The 16,703-nt window shown below is 71.8% G+C and carries 15 protein-coding genes, 1 pseudogene and 1 riboswitch; of the genes and pseudogenes, 11 read left to right on the forward strand and 5 right to left on the reverse strand.

What is annotated here, in order from left to right:
- Window positions 1-38 precede the first annotated feature (38 nt).
- Complete coding sequence (gene rocD / locus H1D24_RS24640) at window positions 39-1,253, reverse strand: ornithine--oxo-acid transaminase (RefSeq protein WP_181659860.1); 1,215 nt, start codon at window positions 1,251-1,253, stop codon at window positions 39-41.
- A 108-nt stretch (window positions 1,254-1,361) separates the two neighbouring features.
- A riboswitch (ZMP/ZTP riboswitch) is annotated at window positions 1,362-1,449 on the forward strand.
- A 34-nt stretch (window positions 1,450-1,483) separates the two neighbouring features.
- Here rocD and H1D24_RS24645 point away from each other — a divergent pair.
- The 4 genes from H1D24_RS24645 to H1D24_RS24660 all read left to right on the forward strand — a co-directional run bounded on the left by H1D24_RS24645 (window position 1,484) and on the right by H1D24_RS24660 (window position 6,189).
- Window positions 1,484-2,929 (forward strand): glycine hydroxymethyltransferase, encoded by a 1,446-nt coding sequence (locus tag H1D24_RS24645; protein ID WP_181659861.1) that lies wholly within the window; start codon window positions 1,484-1,486, stop codon window positions 2,927-2,929.
- Window positions 2,930-3,179: 250 nt separating this feature from the next.
- Window positions 3,180-4,271, forward strand: a complete 1,092-nt coding sequence (gene trpS, locus H1D24_RS24650) for a tryptophan--tRNA ligase (protein ID WP_258564290.1) — start codon at window positions 3,180-3,182, stop codon at window positions 4,269-4,271.
- Between the two features lie 109 nt (window positions 4,272-4,380).
- The gene (locus H1D24_RS24655; RefSeq protein ID WP_181659862.1) at window positions 4,381-4,980 is read left to right on the forward strand and encodes a 2'-5' RNA ligase family protein; all 600 of its coding nucleotides are present in this window, start codon (window positions 4,381-4,383) and stop codon (window positions 4,978-4,980) included.
- 45 nt (window positions 4,981-5,025) lie between these two features.
- Window positions 5,026-6,189 (forward strand): hypothetical protein, encoded by a 1,164-nt coding sequence (locus H1D24_RS24660; RefSeq protein WP_181659863.1) that lies wholly within the window; start codon window positions 5,026-5,028, stop codon window positions 6,187-6,189.
- 18 nt (window positions 6,190-6,207) lie between these two features.
- Here H1D24_RS24660 and dprE2 read toward each other — a convergent pair whose 3' ends face one another.
- Both dprE2 and dprE1 read right to left on the reverse strand, forming a co-directional pair.
- Window positions 6,208-6,963, reverse strand: a complete 756-nt coding sequence (gene dprE2, locus H1D24_RS24665) for a decaprenylphospho-beta-D-erythro-pentofuranosid-2-ulose 2-reductase (protein ID WP_181659864.1) — start codon at window positions 6,961-6,963, stop codon at window positions 6,208-6,210.
- 51 nt (window positions 6,964-7,014) lie between these two features.
- Entirely contained in the window at window positions 7,015-8,424 is a 1,410-nt protein-coding gene (gene dprE1, locus H1D24_RS24670; protein ID WP_181659865.1) for an FAD-binding oxidoreductase, read from the reverse strand.
- A gap of 198 nt (window positions 8,425-8,622) precedes the next feature.
- Between dprE1 and H1D24_RS24675 the strand changes: the two genes are divergently transcribed.
- The 4 genes from H1D24_RS24675 to H1D24_RS24690 are packed head-to-tail and all read left to right on the forward strand — an operon-like array spanning window position 8,623 to window position 11,601.
- On the forward strand, window positions 8,623-9,153 hold the full coding sequence (locus H1D24_RS24675; RefSeq protein ID WP_181659866.1) for a phosphatase PAP2 family protein: 531 nt from the start codon (window positions 8,623-8,625) through the stop codon (window positions 9,151-9,153).
- On the forward strand, window positions 9,150-10,106 hold the full coding sequence (locus H1D24_RS24680; RefSeq protein ID WP_181659867.1) for a decaprenyl-phosphate phosphoribosyltransferase: 957 nt from the start codon (window positions 9,150-9,152) through the stop codon (window positions 10,104-10,106). The genes H1D24_RS24675 and H1D24_RS24680 overlap by 4 nt, the downstream gene beginning before the upstream one ends.
- Window positions 10,107-10,147: 41 nt before the next feature.
- Window positions 10,148-10,657 (forward strand): GtrA family protein, encoded by a 510-nt coding sequence (locus tag H1D24_RS24685; RefSeq protein ID WP_181660037.1) that lies wholly within the window; start codon window positions 10,148-10,150, stop codon window positions 10,655-10,657.
- Entirely contained in the window at window positions 10,645-11,601 is a 957-nt protein-coding gene (locus H1D24_RS24690) for a YihY/virulence factor BrkB family protein (protein ID WP_181659868.1), read from the forward strand. Before H1D24_RS24685 ends, H1D24_RS24690 begins: the two co-directional genes overlap by 13 nt.
- On the opposite strand, the gene H1D24_RS24695 is transcribed toward H1D24_RS24690, so the two are convergent.
- Window positions 11,549-12,832, reverse strand: coding sequence for a D-alanyl-D-alanine carboxypeptidase family protein (locus tag H1D24_RS24695; protein WP_508479866.1), 1,284 nt, complete (start codon window positions 12,830-12,832; stop codon window positions 11,549-11,551). The two genes, H1D24_RS24690 and H1D24_RS24695, sit on opposite strands and share 53 nt — an antisense overlap.
- 109 nt (window positions 12,833-12,941) lie before the next feature.
- Here H1D24_RS24695 and H1D24_RS24700 point away from each other — a divergent pair, with 109 nt between their 5' ends.
- The 3 genes from H1D24_RS24700 to H1D24_RS24710 all read left to right on the forward strand — a co-directional run bounded on the left by H1D24_RS24700 (window position 12,942) and on the right by H1D24_RS24710 (window position 14,959).
- Entirely contained in the window at window positions 12,942-13,184 is a 243-nt protein-coding gene (locus H1D24_RS24700) for an SCO4848 family membrane protein (RefSeq protein ID WP_181659870.1), read from the forward strand.
- An 89-nt stretch (window positions 13,185-13,273) separates the two neighbouring features.
- A complete protein-coding gene (locus H1D24_RS24705) occupies window positions 13,274-14,689 on the forward strand; it encodes a metallophosphoesterase (protein ID WP_181659871.1) in 1,416 nt (471 codons plus the stop codon).
- Between the two features lie 108 nt (window positions 14,690-14,797).
- The gene (locus tag H1D24_RS24710; RefSeq protein ID WP_181659872.1) at window positions 14,798-14,959 is read left to right on the forward strand and encodes a hypothetical protein; all 162 of its coding nucleotides are present in this window, start codon (window positions 14,798-14,800) and stop codon (window positions 14,957-14,959) included.
- Between the two features lie 256 nt (window positions 14,960-15,215).
- On the opposite strand, the pseudogene H1D24_RS24715 reads toward H1D24_RS24710, so the two are convergent.
- Window positions 15,216-16,661 (reverse strand): annotated as a pseudogene (locus H1D24_RS24715) (sensor histidine kinase); the annotation flags it as partial.
- Between the last annotated feature and the right edge of the window lie 42 nt (window positions 16,662-16,703).

Raw genomic sequence — 16,703 nt, forward strand, 5'->3', positions numbered from 1 at the left:
AAGAGGTGAGCACCTCTAAGCCTCCGGGGCCTGTGACGTCAGGTCCTGGCGGCCAGGACGGCCCGCAACTGGCCCAGTCCCCAGTCCAGGTCCTCCCTGCTGATGACCAGCGGCGGGGCGATCCGGATGGTGGAGCCGTGGGTGTCCTTCACCAGGACGCCCCTGTCCATCAGCCGCTCCGAGATCTGCCGCCCCGTGCCGTACGACGGGTCGATGTCGACGCCCGCCCACAGGCCGCGGCCGCGCACCTCCCGCACGGCGCCGCCGCTCCCGGCGAGCAGCCGCAGCTCGTCGTGCAGATGCGCGCCCAGCTCCGCGGCCCGCTGCTGGTACTCGCCGGACCGCAGCATGTCGATGACCTCCAGCGCCACCGCGCACGCCAGCGGGTTCCCGCCGAACGTCGAACCGTGCTCCCCGGGCCTGAACACCCCCAGCACGGCACTGGACGCGACGACCGCCGACACCGGCACGATGCCGCCGCCGAGCGCCTTGCCGAGCACGTACATATCCGGCACGACACCCTCGTGCTCGCACGCGAAGGTCCTGCCCGTACGGCCCAGGCCCGACTGGATCTCGTCGGCGACGAACAGCACGTTCCGCTCGCGCGTCAGCTCCCGCACGCCCGGCAGATAGCCGTCGGGCGGCACCAGCACCCCGGCCTCGCCCTGGATCGGCTCCAGCAGCACGGCGACCGCGTTCTCCGTGAGTGCCTCGCGCATCGCGGTCAGGTCGCCGTACGGGACGATCTCGAAACCGGGCGTGTACGGCCCGAAGTCCGCCCGCGCCTCCGGGTCCGTGGAGAAGCTGATGATCGTCGTCGTACGGCCGTGGAAGTTGTTGTTCGCCACGACGACCTTGGCCATGCCGTCGGGCACGCCCTTGACCCGGTACCCCCACTTCCGCGCGGTCTTCACGGCGGTCTCCACGGCCTCCGCACCCGTGTTCATCGGCAGGACCATCTCCATGCCGCACAGCTCGGCCAGCCGCGCACAGAACTCGGCGTACCGGTCGTGGTGGAAGGCGCGGGAGGTCAGCGTCACCCGCTCCAGCTGCGCCTGAGCGGCCTCGATCAGCCGCCGGTTGCGGTGCCCGAAGTTGAGCGCCGAGTACCCGGCGAGCAGATCGAGATAGCGGCGCCCCTCGACATCGGTCATCCACGCCCCGTCCGCGGTCGCGATGACGACGGGCAACGGGTGATAGGTGGGCGCACTGTGCGCCTCGGCGGCGGCGATGAGCGTGTCCGTAGCAGTCACGGGATCTCCGTCCGTACGACAGAGAGGGGAGGGTGTGCCCTTTCTACCCGATTTGCCCGCCCGCTTGCTGGACCGGCAAGGCCGGCCCCGGGTCTTGCCGGTAGGCTGGCCGCGGGCCGTGACTGGCGCGCTGGGATGGGACCGACCATCGGGGAGCGGCCCGCGCAACCGTGTGCCGTGCGCCTGGGCCGACCCGTGAATCCCGTGTCCGCGTCCGGAGGTCCTACGACATGCCAGAGCCCCTCTCCACCGAGTCCACCGCCTTCCGCAGCGCCCTCGATGTGATCCGGGGCGTGGAGCCCCGCGTCGCCGACGCCATCGGCCAGGAGATCGAGGACCAGCGCGCCTCGCTGAAGCTGATCGCCAGCGAGAACTACGCCTCGCCCGCCGTCCTGCTGACCATGGGCAACTGGTTCAGCGACAAGTACGCCGAGGGCACCGTCGGCCGCCGCTTCTACGCCGGATGCCGCAACGTCGACACCGTCGAGGCCCTTGCCGCCGAGCACGCCAAGGAGCTCTTCGGCGCCCGCCACGCCTACGTCCAGCCGCACTCCGGCATCGACGCCAACCTGGTCGCCTTCTGGGCCGTCCTCGCCGCGCGCGTCGAGGCCCCGGCGCTGGAGCGCGCCGGCGCCCGCCAGGTCAACGACCTCTCCGAGAAGGACTGGGCCGAGCTCCGCCGCGAGCTGGGCAACCAGCGCATGCTCGGCATGTCGCTGGACGCGGGCGGCCACCTCACGCACGGCTTCCGGCCCAACATCTCCGGCAAGATGTTCGACCAGCGCAGCTACGGCACCGACCCGGAGACCGGCCTCCTCGACTACGAGGCGCTGCGCGCCACGGCCCGCGAGTTCAAGCCGCTGATCATCGTCGCGGGCTACTCGGCGTACCCGCGCCTGGTGAACTTCCGCATCATGCGGGAGATCGCCGACGAGGTCGGCGCGACCCTCATGGTCGACATGGCGCACTTCGCGGGCCTGGTCGCGGGCAAGGTGCTCACCGGCGACTTCGACCCCGTACCGCACGCGCAGATCGTCACCACGACCACCCACAAGTCCCTGCGCGGCCCGCGCGGCGGCATGGTGCTGTGCGACGACTCGCTGGTCGAGCAGGTCGACCGCGGCTGCCCGATGGTGCTCGGCGGCCCGCTGCCGCACGTCATGGCCGCCAAGGCCGTCGCCCTCGCCGAGGCCCGCCGCCCCGACTTCCGCGACTACGCCCAGCGCATCGTCGACAACTCCCGCGCCCTCGCCGACGGCCTGATGCGGCGCGGCGCCACGCTGGTCACCGGCGGTACGGACAACCACCTCAACCTGATCGACGTCGCGACCTCCTACGGGCTCACCGGCCGCCAGGCCGAGTCCGCGCTCCTCGACTCGGGTGTCGTGACCAACCGCAACGCCATCCCGCAGGACCCCAACGGCGCCTGGTACACCTCCGGCATCCGGATCGGCACTCCGGCCCTGACGACCCGCGGGCTCGGCACCGCCGAGATGGACGAGATCGCCGCGCTGATCGACCGGGTGCTCACCTCGGCCGAGCCGGGCACGACCAGCAAGGGCGCCCCCTCCAAGGCGCAGCACGTCCTGGACGAGAAGGTCGCGGACGAGGTCTCCCGCCGGGCCACCGACCTGCTGGACGGATTCCCCCTCTACCCGGGCATCGACCTCAGCTGATCCCCTTCCGATCCGGCTGATCCACGGCTGCCGGCGGCGTACTGCCGTCGGCAGCCGACGCTGTTCTCAGGGGCCGGTCGGCCCGGCCGGGCGCACTGTGTCCCACGTCTCATCGGCAGTCGCTCGACGGGGCCGCTGCCACCCGCATCCTGGAGGTGAGCCGTCGCCCTCCCGGCCGCGGAAGAAACGGTTCACGAGCTGTCGTGGATCGGTTCCCAAGCTTTCGCGCGCACCTGAGAGAATGTTGAGCATGGTCTCTGAGCACCCACCCGTCGCCCCCGGTTCCGAGGCTGCCCCAGCCTCCGGCCGGGAGGTGCCCCCACGCTCCACGCCCGGCGCCCGTCCGCGTGTCCTCTCCGGAATCCAGCCCACAGCGGGCTCGTTCCACCTCGGCAACTACCTGGGTGCGGTGCGCCAGTGGGTGGCGCTGCAGGAGACCCACGACGCGTTCTACATGGTCGTCGACCTGCACGCGATCACCGTCCCGCAGGACCCGGCCGAGCTGCGCGCCAACACCCGGCTCGCCGCGGCCCAGCTCCTCGCCGCCGGACTCGACCCGGAGCGCTGCACGCTCTTCGTGCAGAGCCACGTTCCCGAGCACGCGCAGCTCGCCTGGGTCCTGAACTGCCTGACCGGGTTCGGCGAGGCGTCCCGTATGACGCAGTTCAAGGACAAGTCCGCCAGGCAGGGCGCCGACCGGGCCAGCGTCGGCCTGTTCACGTACCCGATCCTGCAGGTCGCGGACATCCTCCTCTACCAGGCCAACGAGGTGCCGGTGGGCGAGGACCAGCGCCAGCACATCGAGCTCACCCGCGACCTCGCCGAGCGGTTCAACGGCCGGTTCGGCGACACGTTCACGGTCCCGAAGCCGTACATCCTCAAGGAGACGGCGAAGATCTTCGACCTCCAGGACCCGGCGATCAAGATGAGCAAGTCGGCGTCCACGCCGAAGGGCCTGATCAACCTCCTCGACGAGCCGAAGACGACGGCCAAGAAGGTCAAGAGCGCGGTCACCGACACGGACACGGTCGTGCGGTACGACGCGGAGAACAAGCCGGGCGTCAGCAACCTGCTCACCATCTACTCGACCCTCACGGGCACAGGTATCGCGGAACTGGAGCAGAAGTACGCCGGCAAGGGCTACGGTGCGCTCAAGACGGACCTCGCCGAGGTCATGGTCGACTTCGTGACGCCGTTCCGGGAGCGGACCGAGCAGTATCTGGGCGACCCGGAGACGCTCGACGCGATCCTGGCCAAGGGCGCCGAGAAGGCACGCGCCGTCGCCGCTGAGACGCTCTCCCAGGCGTACGCGAAGGTGGGCTTCCTGCCCGCCAAGCACTGAGGGGACCGGACCGGCCGGACGTTCCGGCCGGTCATCGCCAGTGCATCGAGGGCCTGGGAGGTACCCCCGGCCCGACTGTCCACCACCCGACGCGACGAAGGAGTAAGACGTGGGGACCGTAACGATCGGTGTGTCGATCGCGGTCCCGGAGCCACACGGCAGCCTGCTCCAGGAGCGGCGCGCGGGCTTCGGGGACCCCGCGGCGCACGGCATTCCCACCCACGTCACGCTGCTGCCGCCCACGGAGGTCGACGACTCGGAGCTGCCCGCGATCGAGGCGCATCTGCTGGAGGTCGCGGCGGCGGGCCGCCCCTTCCCGATGCGGCTGTCGGGCACGGGGACGTTCCGGCCGCTGTCGCCCGTCGTGTACGTGCGTGTCGTGGAGGGCGTCGAGGCCTGCACCTGGCTGCAGAAGCAGGTCCGGGACGCATCAGGGCCGGTTGCACGCGAACTGCAGTTCCCGTACCACCCGCATGTCACGGTGGCGCACGCCATCGACGACGAGGCGATGGACCGGGCGTACGAGGAGCTCGCGGACTACGAGGCGGACTGGCCCTGCACCGGCTTCGCGCTCTACGAGCAGGGTGCGGACGCGGTGTGGCGCAAGCTCCGTGAGTACGTCTTCGGAGGCGACGAACCGGGCGGCGGTCCCGTCGTACCTCTGCAGGCGTCGGCGCCCGTGGTCCGGAGCACGCTCCCCGCGCACTGACCTTCGGCAGGCGTACGGGCGGAGCCGGGGAGAGCGAGGGGGGACATGGCCAGGGTCAACGCGGCACTCGCCGTGATCGTGCTGGTGTTCGCCGCCGCGGTGGCCTTGTACACCGTGGTCGAACCCGGCATGAGCTGGAAGTACGACAAGGTCTACAAGGACCTCGGCAGGCTCTCCGACGTGATCGCGACCGCCGACGACGACATCTGGGTGGTCGGCAACGCCACCGACACCGTCAGCTACGCCGGGGACGATACGGCCGACGACGGCTTCCTCCTGCACTACGACGGAACCCGCTGGCAGCGCCGTCCCATGCCTGCGGCGTTCGGCGACAGCGTCTACGAGGCCCGCTTCGACGAGGTGGACTCCGGCGGATTCTTGCTGACGGCGAGCCTGGACAGCCTGGAGGCGCCGCGCATGGCGCGCTGGGACGGCACGCGCTGGACCCCTGTGCCCGAGATCCCAGACATCGGCCGGGTCGTCGACGTGCGGGCTTTCGCCACGGACGACATCTGGGCCCTGGCCGGGACCTCCCGGGTGTGGCACTGGGACGGCACCCGCTGGACCGCCACGGACCTGCCCGCCACGGTCAGTGCGCTCGACGGCGTCGCGCCCGACGACCTGTGGGCGGTCGGCTACCAGGGCAGCGGCGAATCCGAGGAGAGCGGCCACGAGACCATCCAGCCCGCCGCACAGCACTGGGACGGCCGCTCCTGGACGTCGACCAGGACCCCGGAGTACCGCTTCCGGGACCCGGTGCCTGCCGAGCCCGTGGCCTTCCTCACCTCGGTCCGCGCGCTGGCCGCGGACGACGTACGCGCGTACGGCTCGCACACCTTCAACCACGGCGAGGTGGAAGACGAGCCCGCCGACGAACACATCCGTCTGCGCTGGGACGGCACCCGCTGGAGCAAGCAGCCCTCCGTGGAGGGCGACTGCGCCACCCGTGTCCCCGTGGCCGTCGACGGGGAGCGCGGGGTGTTCCTCAACGGGAACCGGTACCTCACTGCGGACGGCGACTGCGAAAGGATCAAGCGCCCACGGCTGCCGAGCACCGGCGGGATCAGAGACAGCTCCCAGCAGTCGCTCTGGCTGAACGGCATCGAGCCGATACCCGGCACCGACGAGGTCCTCGGCGTGGGCCACGTCCAGGTCAACCAGGCCGGCAACCCCACGAGCAGATCCGTGATCGTGCGGCTGAAACGCTAGCCGTTGTGCCTTGGGCGGCTACACCGGCAACCGCCGGAACACCGCCCGCGGAACATGCCGCAGCGCCGACATCACCAGCCGCAGCGTCCCCGGCACCCACACCACCTCCGAGTGGCGCCGCAACCCGGTCTCGATGGCCGTGGCCACCGCCTCCGGAGTCGTGGCCATCGGTGCCTCCTCCAGGCCCGCGGTCATCTTCGAGCGGACGAAGCCGGGGCGTACGACCATGACGTGGACGCCCGTGCCGTGCAGGGCGTCGCCGAGGCCCTGCGTGAAGGCGTCGAGGCCCGCCTTGCTCGAGCCGTAGATGAAGTTGGAGCGCCGGGCCCGCTCGCCCGCGACCGACGACAGCACCACCAGCGACCCGTGGCCCTGCGCCTGCAGGGCCCTCGCGCACACCAGGCCCGCGGACACCGCGCCCGTGTAGTTGGTCTGCGCGACGCGCACCGCGGCCACCGGGTCGCCCTCGTCGCGTGCCTGGTCGCCGAGGATGCCGAAGGCCAGCAGCACCATGTCGATGTCGCCCTCGGCGAACACCTTGCCGAGCACCTCTTCGTGCGACGTGGGCTCGAGCGCGTCGAAGGCGAGGGTACGGACGTCCGCGCCCAGTGCGCGCAGCTGTTCGGCGGCCGCCTCCAGAGCGGGCGAGGGGCGGCCGGCCAGCCACACCGTACGGGTGCGCCGCGCGATGAGGCGGCGGGCGGTGGCGAGCGCGATCTCCGATGTGCCGCCGAGGACGAGGAGGGACTGGGGGGTGCCGAAGGCGTCCTTCATGACAACCAACTCCTGGGGATTTTCCGGTTCCTGGAATGGCCGGACGGAGGGTCAGAGGTTCAGCCGGCGGGACAGGTCCGACACGAACACCCCCCGCGGGTCGAGTTCCGCGCGCAGCGCGCGGAAGTCCCCGAGGCGGGGGTACATCGAGGCGATCAGTTCCGGGCGGAGCCGGGAGTCCTTGGCGAGGTAGACGCGCCCGTCGGCCGCCGCGACCTCCTCGTCGAGCTCGTCGAGGAAGCCGCCGAGGCCCGGCAGATTGGCCGGGATGTCCAGGGCGAGCGTCCAGCCCGGCATCGGGAAGGACAGCCAGCCCGGGTCGCCTTCCCCGAACCGCTTGAGCACCGCGAGGAAGGAGGGGCAGCCGCGCCCGGAGATGCGCCGCACGATCCGGCGCAGGGCGTCCTCCTTCCCGTATCCGATGACGAACTGGTACTGCACGAAGCCGCTGCGCCCGTAGATGCGGTTCCAGTGCGGGACGCCGTCCAGCGGGTGGAAGAACGTCGAGATCTTCTGCAGCTCGCCCGTGCGGGACCTGGGGGCCTTGCGGTACCAGAGCTCGTTGAACAGCCCCACCGTTGCGCGGCCGAGGAGCCGGTCGGGCATGTGGAGGGGGGCGGCCGGCAGCTGTCCCGGGCGGAACGTCAGCGGCGCCCTGCGCGTGCGGGCGGGCAGGGCGTCCAGGGGGGCGTGGTCGCCGCGTGTGAGGACCGAGCGGCCGGTGGACGCCCCGCGGGCGAGCAGGTCGATCCAGGCGACCGAGTAGCGGTAGCGGTGGTCGGTGGCGGTGAGCCTCGCCATCAAGTCGTCCAGGTCCGTGGCGCGTTCGGTGTCCACGGTCATCAGGGACGTCTCGACGGGGTGCAGCCGGACGGTCGCGGAGAGGATGACGCCGGTCAGTCCCATGCCGCCCGCCGTCGCGTCGAACAGCGGTGTGCCGCGCTCCACCGTGCGGACCTGGCCGTCCGCTGTCAGCAGGTCGAGGGACAGGACGTGCCGCGAGAACGACCCCGACACATGGTGGTTCTTGCCGTGGATGTCGGCCCCGATCGCGCCGCCCACCGTCACATAGCGGGTGCCGGGCGTCACCGGTACGAACCAGCCGAGCGGCAGGAGCACCTCCATCAGCCGGTGCAGGCTGACGCCCGCGTCGCACAGCACCGTTCCGCACGCCGCGCCACGGGCCGGACTCCCCGCGCCGCCTGCCGGTGAGCCGGTCGCCGAAGCCCCGGTCGTGTCGATGACGTGGATGCGGTCCAGGCCGGTCATGTCGAGCACGGCTCCGCCCGCGTTCTGCGCGGCGTCGCCGTAGGCCCGGCCGAGCCCCCGGGCGATCCCGCCGCGCCTGCCGCAGCCCCGGACGGCCTCCACCGCCTCCTCGTACGAGCGGGGGCGGACCACACGGGCCACGCTCGGGGCCGTGCGGCCCCAGCCGGTGACGGAAACGGTCTCTGCTGGCATGTCGGCGACCGTATCGCCCGACATGGACGGGCATCGGTGGTTTGCCGATGATGTGGCCGCCCGTCACTTGAATGGGTGATTCAGGGAGTGTCGTCCAATACGGTCATGATTAAGGGCTGTTGCGTAGAGAGCGCACATTCCGGATGGCCGGACGGAGCGTCCAGCGCCAGCCGGATGGATCGAGCACCAAGGGGCCACATGCACGACATGGACCACCGGTTGCTGTCCGCGCTCCGCGGCTGCGGCAGGGACCCGCGGGTGGCGGCGGCCGCGCGCGCATTGTCCTGGACCGGCGAACACGGCGCCCTGTGGCTGGCCGCGGGGCTCGTGGGCGCCGCCGCCGACCGCGAGCGGCGCGACGCCTGGCTGCGCGGCACCGCGCTGACCGCCGCCGCACACCTGGCCAGCATGGGCGTCAAGCGCATCGTGCGGCGCCCGCGCCCCGGCCACGTCGAGCCGCTGGTGCGCACCGCGAGCCGGCACTCCTTCCCCAGTTCGCACGCCACGTCGGCGGCCGCCGCGGTGGTCGCCTACGGTGCGCTGCGCCCCGGGGGCGCCCGCCTGCTGCGGCCGGTCGCCGCCGCGATGTGCGTCTCCCGCCTCGTCGCCGGTGTCCACTACCCGTCGGATGTCGCGGCGGGCGCGGCCCTGGGGGCCCTGACGGCCCGGCTCGGGGCCCGGTGGATGACCGGGGGACGACCGGTGGACGCCGGAGGGCCGGGCCGATGACCGAGCGCACCGCCGTACTCGAGCGCGAACCCCCGCGCCGCACCCCCGTCGACCAGCTGAGGAGCGGCCGACTCGGCCTCACGCTGGGCCTGTTGAGGACCGCGCGCCCCCGCCAGTGGGTGAAGAACGTGCTGGTCGTGGCGGCCCCCGCAGCCGCCGGCGAACTGTTCTCGCCCGGGGCGTTCCTCCAACTGGCGATCGTCTTCGTGCTGTTCACGGCGGCCGCCTCCGCCGTCTACATGATCAACGACGCACGGGACGCCGAGGCCGACCGCGCCCACCCGGTCAAGTGCCGCCGTCCCGTCGCCGCGGGGCACGTGCCCGTCCCCGTCGCCTACGCCGTCGGCGGCGTCCTCGCCGTGCTCGCCCCGACCGCCGCGCTCGTGCTGTGCAACGCGCTCACGTCGGCGCTGCTCGCCGCGTACGTCGGTATGCAACTGGCGTACTGCATCAGCCTCAAGCACGTCCTCGTCGTCGACCTCGCCGTCGTCACCACGGGCTTTCTGATGCGCGCCATGATCGGCGGCCTTGCGCTGGGGATTCCGCTGTCCCGCTGGTTCCTGATCACCACGGGCTTCGGCGCGCTGTTCATGGTCTCCGCCAAGCGGTACTCCGAAGCCGTCCAGATGGCCGGAAAGGCGGGCGCCACGCGCGCGTTGCTGAACGAGTACACCACCGGCTACCTGCGGTTCGTCTGGCAGCTCGCGGCCGGCGTCGCCGTACTCGGCTACTGCCTCTGGGCGCTGGAGGAGGGCGGCATCGCCGGCACGAGCCTGCTGCCCTGGCGGCAGCTGTCGATGGTCGCCTTCATCCTCGCGGTGCTCCGGTACGCGGTCTTCGCCGATCGCGGCACGGCGGGCGAGCCGGAGGACGTCGTGCTGCGCGACCGGGCGCTCGCCGTCATCGGCCTGGTGTGGCTGGCGATGTACGGGCTGGCGGTCGCGGACTGGTGAGCCGGGCACCTCAGGCACCGGGCCGCACGGCACCCGGCGGACTGCGGGCCCTCGGGCCCGAGGTGCTGGGCTTCGCGGCGGCCGGGTTCTGCGCCTACGCCGCCGACCTCGGGATCTTCCTCTGGCTGCGCGGCCCCGTGGGCCTCGACCCGCTGACCGCCAAGGCCCTGTCGTTCGTGGCGGGCTGCACGGTCGCGTACGCGGGCAACGCGCTCGGCACGTACCGCCACCGGGCGGCAGACGTCTCGCGGCTGCGGCAGTACGGCGTCTTCTTCGCGGTGAACGTCGCCGGCGCCCTCGTCCAGCTGCTGTGCCTCGCGGTGTCGCACTACGGCCTCGGGTTCACCTCCGGGGTCGCGGACACCGTCTCGGGAGCGGGCATCGGCATGGCACTCGCCACCGCGCTGCGCTTCTGGGGCACCCGGACGCTGGTCTTCCGGGCCGACAAGGGCACGGGGCAGGGGGCTCAGGACTCCGTACCGGGTACACACGGCTCCGCGCGAGGGACAGAGCGCTCCGTACGGGGCACACAGAGATCATGGACTGGCTGAAGAGACTTCCCGGCATCGGACCCCTCGTCGAACGTCTGATGACCACGCACGCGTGGCGGTCCTACGAGCGTCTCGACCGTGTGAAGTGGACCCGGCTCGCGGCGGCGATGACCTTCGTCAGTTTCATCGCGCTCTTTCCGCTGATCACCGTGGCCGCCGCGATCGCCGCCGCGACGCTGAGCGCCGACCGCGTGCGGCAGCTCGAGGACCGGATCGCCGACCAGGTGCCGGGCATCTCCGACCAGCTGGACATCGGCGCGCTCGTGGCGAACGCCGGCACGGTCGGGGTCATCGCCGGCGCCCTGCTGCTGGTCACCGGCATCAGCTGGATCGGCCAGATGCGGGAGTGCCTGCGCGCCGTGTGGGAGTTGCCCGACAGCGAGGAGAACCCAGTCCTGCGCAAGGCCAAGGACGCCGGGGTGCTCCTCGGGCTCGGCGGCGCCGGACTCGCCTCGCTCCTCGCCTCCGCCGTCGCGTCGACCGCGGTCGGCTGGACGACACGGCAGCTCGGCATCGACGAGGGCGGCGTGGGCGGCGCGCTGCTCCAGACGGCCGCCTTCGCCATCGCCGTCCTCGCCGACTTCCTGCTGCTGCTCTACCTCCTCACCCTGCTGCCCGGCGTCCACCCGGAGCGGCGCCATCTGATCACCGCGGCACTGGTCGGCGCCGTGGGCTTCGAGCTGCTGAAGCTGCTGATCGGCAGCTATATGAGGGGAGTGGCGGCGAAGAGCATGTACGGCGCCTTCGGCGTGCCGGTGGCGCTGCTGCTGTGGATCAACTTCACCGCGAAGCTGCTGCTGGTCTGCGCCGCCTGGACGGCGACGCCGCACAAGGAACCGGAGAGCGAGCCGGTGACGGACGGGGACGAGGACGGAGGCGGCGGCGCCGGGGTCAGGGGCGCGGCCGGCGGCGCACCAGGTCCGGAAGCGGCCAGCGGCGCCTGACCACGAACATGCCGGCGGCCAGCACCACCAGTAGGCCGCCCGTGATCGCCAGCGCGGTCGCGATACCGCTCGACCCCTCCTTGGTTGCGGCCGCGGGCGCCGCCTTCGCGTCCGAGGTGTCGTCGCCGGGGCCGGCGGCGCCCGCCCGGCCGCCCGCGTCGCCGCTCGAACCGCTGCCCGTGTCGGCGCTCTTCGGCGGCACGAGCTCGCCGACCGCCCTCACCTTCCCCGCGGCCTGGAAGCCCCAGTCGAACAGGGCGGCCGTCTCCTTGTAGACCTCGTTGCTCGCCTTCTTCTCCGGGTTCATGACGGTGACGAGCAGCACCCTGCCGTCGCGTTCCGCGACCCCGGTGAAGGTCGCGCCCGCATTCGTGGTGTTGCCGTTCTTCACGCCCGCGATGCCCTTGTAGGCGTTCAGGCCGTAGTCGCCCGTCATCAGCCGGTTGGTGTTCTGGATCTCGAAGGACCCGCGCTTCGTGCCGTTCTTCGTCTTCTTCGTCTCGCCGGGGAACTGGGCCCGCACGGTCGCGCAGTAGTCGCGGAAGTCCTCATTCTGCATCCCCGAACGCGCGATCAGCGTCAGGTCGTACGCGGACGAGACCTGGCCCGGGGCGTCGTAGCCGTCCGGGCTGACCACGTGCGTGTCCAGTGCCTGCAGTTCGTCGGCGTGCTCCTGCATCTCCTTGACGGTCTGGTCGACGCCGCCGTTCATCGCGGACAGCACGTGCACCGCGTCATTGCCCGAGCGCAGGAAGACGCCGAGCCACAGGTCGTGGACCGTGTACGTCTCGTTCTCCTTGATGCCGACCAGGCTGGAGCCCGAGCCGATGCCCGCGAGGTCGGACGGCTCGACCTTGTGCTTCTGCGTCTTGGGGAACTTCGGCAGGACCGTGTCGGCGAAGAGCATCTTCATGGTGGACGCCGGGGGCAGCCGCCAGTGCGCGTTGTGCGAGGCCAGGACCTCGCCCGACTCGGCGTCCGCGACGATCCAGGAACGGGCCGTCAGATCCTTGGGCAGCACCGGCGCGCCCGTCCCGAGGTCCACCTGCGTGCCCGCCTTGCCCAGCCGGACGCCGCCGACGGTCGACATGTCGGCCGGCGGCTTCGCCTGGCTGCCCGCCGGCTTGTCGTCGGCGAGCGCGGGCGGGGCGATCGAAACGGTCAACAACGTGACAGAAGCCACCAAATAGGTGGCCCGTCTTTTCAAATTCAACGTGTTATAGGCAGGCACGATCGAGAACGTACAGGGCGCCGATGGGGATGTCGTCGCCGAGGCACGTCGTGTTTCACCCTCCCCACCCCGCGCGGGACACCGGGCGGCGGACGGCGATACTGGACGTATGAAGCTCAGCCGCCCCATCTCCTGGTTCCTGCTCGCCTTCGGGGTGTGGAGCTGGGTCATCTGGATCACTTTCGTCAAGAACCTCTGGAAGGACGCCAGCGGGCTCGCGTTCGACGACGCGGGCGACCCGACCGGCTACTTCTGGGTGCACCTGCTGCTGGCCGTCGTCTCCTTTGTCCTGGGGACGGCCATCGGAGTCATCGGGTTGCGCGGACTGCGCGCACTGCGCCGCAAGTCATAGGACAGCGCTCGTGAGAAGGCCCTCCTCGGAGGGCCTTCTGGACGGCGCAACCAGAACGGCTCAACGGTCAACCGGAAGGCGGCTCAGCCGTGGTCATCGTGTTCGTGCTCGTCGGCCTCGCCGTGCTGTCGGCGTTCTGCGGGCTCCAGTGGTACGCGTGGCGCCGTGTCGTGCGCGACACGACGGCCCGCGGCTCGGCCGCGCGGCGTATGGGCAGCGTCGTCTTCATCGCGGGGCCGCTGCTCATGTTCGGAGCCTTCGGGAGCACCCGTGCGGAGGCACCCTTCTGGCTGCAGCAGGTGCTGGCATGGCCCGGCTATCTGTGGATGGCGTTCTCCCTGTATCTCGTGCTGGCGCTGCTGGTGGGGGAGTTCATACGTCCCCTGCTGCGGCGGTGGCCGGCGCGGAGGGATTCCGAGGCCGGGGCCCCAGGCGGGCACGGCAGCGGCACGGTGCCCCAGCGGCTCGAGCACCCGGTCGGGGCCGGGGACCGGACGGCAGCAGGTGGCGTGCGCGGGCCGGAGCCCGAGCCGGAGCTGGGCGCCGAGCCCGAAGACGCGCCCGTGCCGGCCACCGGCCCCGAACTCGTGGGCGAGCCGGCGCAGGAACCCGTCGTGGGCGAGCCCGCGCAGGAGCCCGTCCCCGCCGCGGCTACCGTCACGGCCCCGGCCGGCGGAGGCCCCTCCCGCCGCCTCTTCGTCTCCCGCATCGTGGGCGGCGCCGCCGCGGCCGTCGCCCTCGGAACCGTCGGCAACGGGGCGTACGGCGTGCTCAGCGGCCCCAAGGTGAAGCGGCTCACCGTGCCGCTGGCCAAACTGCCGCGCGCGGCGCACGGGTTCCGGATCGCCGTGGTCAGCGACATCCACCTCGGCCCGACGCTGGGGCGCGGCTTCGCGCAGCGTGTCGTCGACCGCATCAACGCGACGCAGCCCGACCTCATCGCCGTCGTCGGCGATCTGGTCGACGGCAGCGTCGAGAACCTCGGGCCCGCCGTCGAGCCCCTCGCCCAGCTGCGCGCACGGCACGGCGCCTACTTCGTCACGGGCAACCACGAGTACTTCTCCGGCGCCGAGCAGTGGGTCGACCACGTGCAGGAACTCGGCCTGCGCGCGCTGCAGAACGCGCGCGTCGAGATGGACGGCTTCGACCTCGCGGGCGTCAACGACATCTCCGGCGACGACTACGGCGACGGCCCTGACTACGTCAAGGCCCTCGGGGACCGGGACACCGCCCGCGCCGCCGTGCTCCTCGCCCACCAGCCCGTGATGATCCACGAGGCGGTCGAGCACGGCGTCGACCTCCAGCTCTCCGGTCACACCCACGGCGGACAGCTGTGGCCCGGCAACTTGATCGCGGGCGCGGCGAATCCGACGCTCGCTGGGCTCGAGCAGTACGGCGACACGCAGCTGTACGTGTCCCGGGGCGCGGGCGCGTGGGGGCCGCCGGTACGGGTGGGAGCACCCTCCGACATCACGGTCGTGGAACTCGCCTCGAAGCAGGCCTGAGCAGGGCCGTCCTGAGGGAGACCTACGGCCGTCCTGAGGCCGGCCTGCTGAGGCCGGCCTGACGCCGTCCTGGCCGGGACTGTGGCATCTCGCGATGCCCTGCATCATGTGTCGGACCCGTGTGCACCGTGTGGTGGCGCACCCTTCGACGACACCATCCTGCTGGTCTCCGCACTGGCCGCGAACGCCGTGCGCCACGGGCCCGTACCGGAGTGGGACTTCGAGGTGGCGGCGTTGGTCGGGGCGGCCGAGGGTGCCGCGGGACCGTGATTCCCGTTCGGGTGGGCGTACGCGGCGCGGCCAAGCCCTGTGCCGGACCTCGCACCATCGAGCAGTCCGCTCACGCCGGGGGCGGCCGCGTGCCCGTACCGTCCGGCTGCGCGGACGGCCGTGTGCGCGTACCGCCCGGCTGCGTGGACTGTCGCGTGCCCGTACCGTCCGGCTTCTCGCCGAGCCGGAGCCGACCGGTGCTGGCCGGCCACTCGGCGGGGGAGGCCGCAGGGGAGTCCGCGGCCTCCGTACATGCCGGCAGCGTCACCGTCACAGCCAGCCCCGCGCCCGGCGACGTCCTGACGTCGACGGAGCCGCCGTGGGCCGTGACCACGCCTTGCACGATGGCCATGCCCAGGCCGCTGCCCGGGGCCCCACCCGTGCGGAAGAACCGGTCGAAGATGCGGGCCGCGTCCTCCTCCGCGAGCCCGGGGCCCTCGTCGGCGACGCACAGCCGGACCATCCCGTGCTCACGCGCCAGTTCCACCCGGGCGGCGGCATCCGGCGGAGTATGGGTGCGTACGTTGCCCAGCAGATTGCCGAGGACCTGGCGCAGCCCCGACTCGTCGGCGTGCACCAGCAGCGCGCCGTCGGCTGCGACGGACAGCGGGCGGTCCGGCTGCTGGGCGCGCAGATCCGCGGCCGCGTCGCGCACGAGACGGCTCAGATCGACGTTGCGGAAGCGCAGTTCGGGCTGCTGGTCCAGGCGCGCCAGCGTCAGCAGCTCGTCGACCAGCCGTCCCATCCGGTCGACCTCCCCGCGCATCCGGATCCCCGCACGGGCCCGGTCCTCCGGGTCGTTCAGCATCCCCTGGTCGTACAGCTGGAGATACCCGCGGATGGCGGCCAGCGGTGTACGCAGCTCGTGCGAGGCGTCCGCGACGAAGCGGCGCAGCTGCGCGGCGCTGCGTTCGCGCGTGTCGAACGCCGACTGCACCTGGTGCAGCATCGAGTTGAGGGCGACCCGCAGCTGCTCGATCTCCGTGACGGGGTCCCGGCTGGACGGCACGCGTCGCGTCAGGTCGCCCTCGGCGATGGCGGACGCCGTCTCCACCATGTCCTCCAGCGGCCGCAGCCGATGGTGCGCCCCGATCATCGTCAGCACCGCGAGCAGCGCCAGCAGCATGGTCCCGAAGACCAGATCCAGCTTGAGCGCCTTGGTGACGCTCTCGTGCACGGCGCTCGTCTCCATGGCGATCAGCATGGCCGTGCCGTCGCTGAGCCGTGCCCCCACCGCGCGGAAGGCGTCACCTCCCAACGCGATGTCACGCGGCTCCCCGTCGTCGCTGAACGCCTCCGCGTCGCCGACGGCTGACGCCAGTTCGCGCTGCCGCGGCGTCGGCTCGAAAGCGCCGAGCGACACGGGCTCACCGTCGTCGTCGACGGTCACGAACAGCGTTTCCGGGCCCGGCAGCGCATCCGCCCCGCTCAGGTCCGGGGCCATGTGGTCCCGGACGAAGGCCAGGGAGCTCAGCGACTCGATCTCCCGCATGCTGAGGCCGCTGCGCTAGAGCGAGTCCCGCGAGGAGGTGAGCGACGAATCGACGCTCGCGGTCAGGTAGTGCCGCATGCCCATGAGGCTGACCGCGGTCGCCGCGACGATGCCGAGGGCCAGGAGTGCCACGTTCACGAGGGTGAGCTTGGCGCGCAGCGAGTGCATCCCGCGGGGCCGGCACCAGCGCCAGTCCCAACCGCCCGCCATCCACATCCCGCCGCCTCCCCGTGCCCTCTGCCCGCATCCGGC

The sequence above is a fragment of the Streptomyces himalayensis subsp. himalayensis genome (genome assembly GCF_013778455.1).
Lineage (GTDB): Bacteria > Actinomycetota > Actinomycetes > Streptomycetales > Streptomycetaceae > Streptomyces > Streptomyces himalayensis.

Bases quoted from the DNA above. Each gene is read 5' to 3' on its own strand.
- H1D24_RS24645 (WP_181659861.1), top strand. From the start codon at position 1,484: ATGCCAGAGCCCCTCTCCACCGAGTCCACCGCCTTCCGCAGCGCCCTC.
- dprE1 (WP_181659865.1), bottom strand. From the start codon at position 8,424: ATGCCAGCAGAGACCGTTTCCGTCACCGGCTGGGGCCGCACGGCCCCG.
- H1D24_RS24700 (WP_181659870.1), top strand. From the start codon at position 12,942: ATGAAGCTCAGCCGCCCCATCTCCTGGTTCCTGCTCGCCTTCGGGGTG.
- trpS (WP_258564290.1), top strand. From the start codon at position 3,180: ATGGTCTCTGAGCACCCACCCGTCGCCCCCGGTTCCGAGGCTGCCCCA.
- H1D24_RS24690 (WP_181659868.1), top strand. From the start codon at position 10,645: ATGGACTGGCTGAAGAGACTTCCCGGCATCGGACCCCTCGTCGAACGT.
- H1D24_RS24675 (WP_181659866.1), top strand. From the start codon at position 8,623: ATGCACGACATGGACCACCGGTTGCTGTCCGCGCTCCGCGGCTGCGGC.
- H1D24_RS24680 (WP_181659867.1), top strand. From the start codon at position 9,150: ATGACCGAGCGCACCGCCGTACTCGAGCGCGAACCCCCGCGCCGCACC.
- dprE2 (WP_181659864.1), bottom strand. From the start codon at position 6,963: ATGAAGGACGCCTTCGGCACCCCCCAGTCCCTCCTCGTCCTCGGCGGC.
- H1D24_RS24660 (WP_181659863.1), top strand. From the start codon at position 5,026: ATGGCCAGGGTCAACGCGGCACTCGCCGTGATCGTGCTGGTGTTCGCC.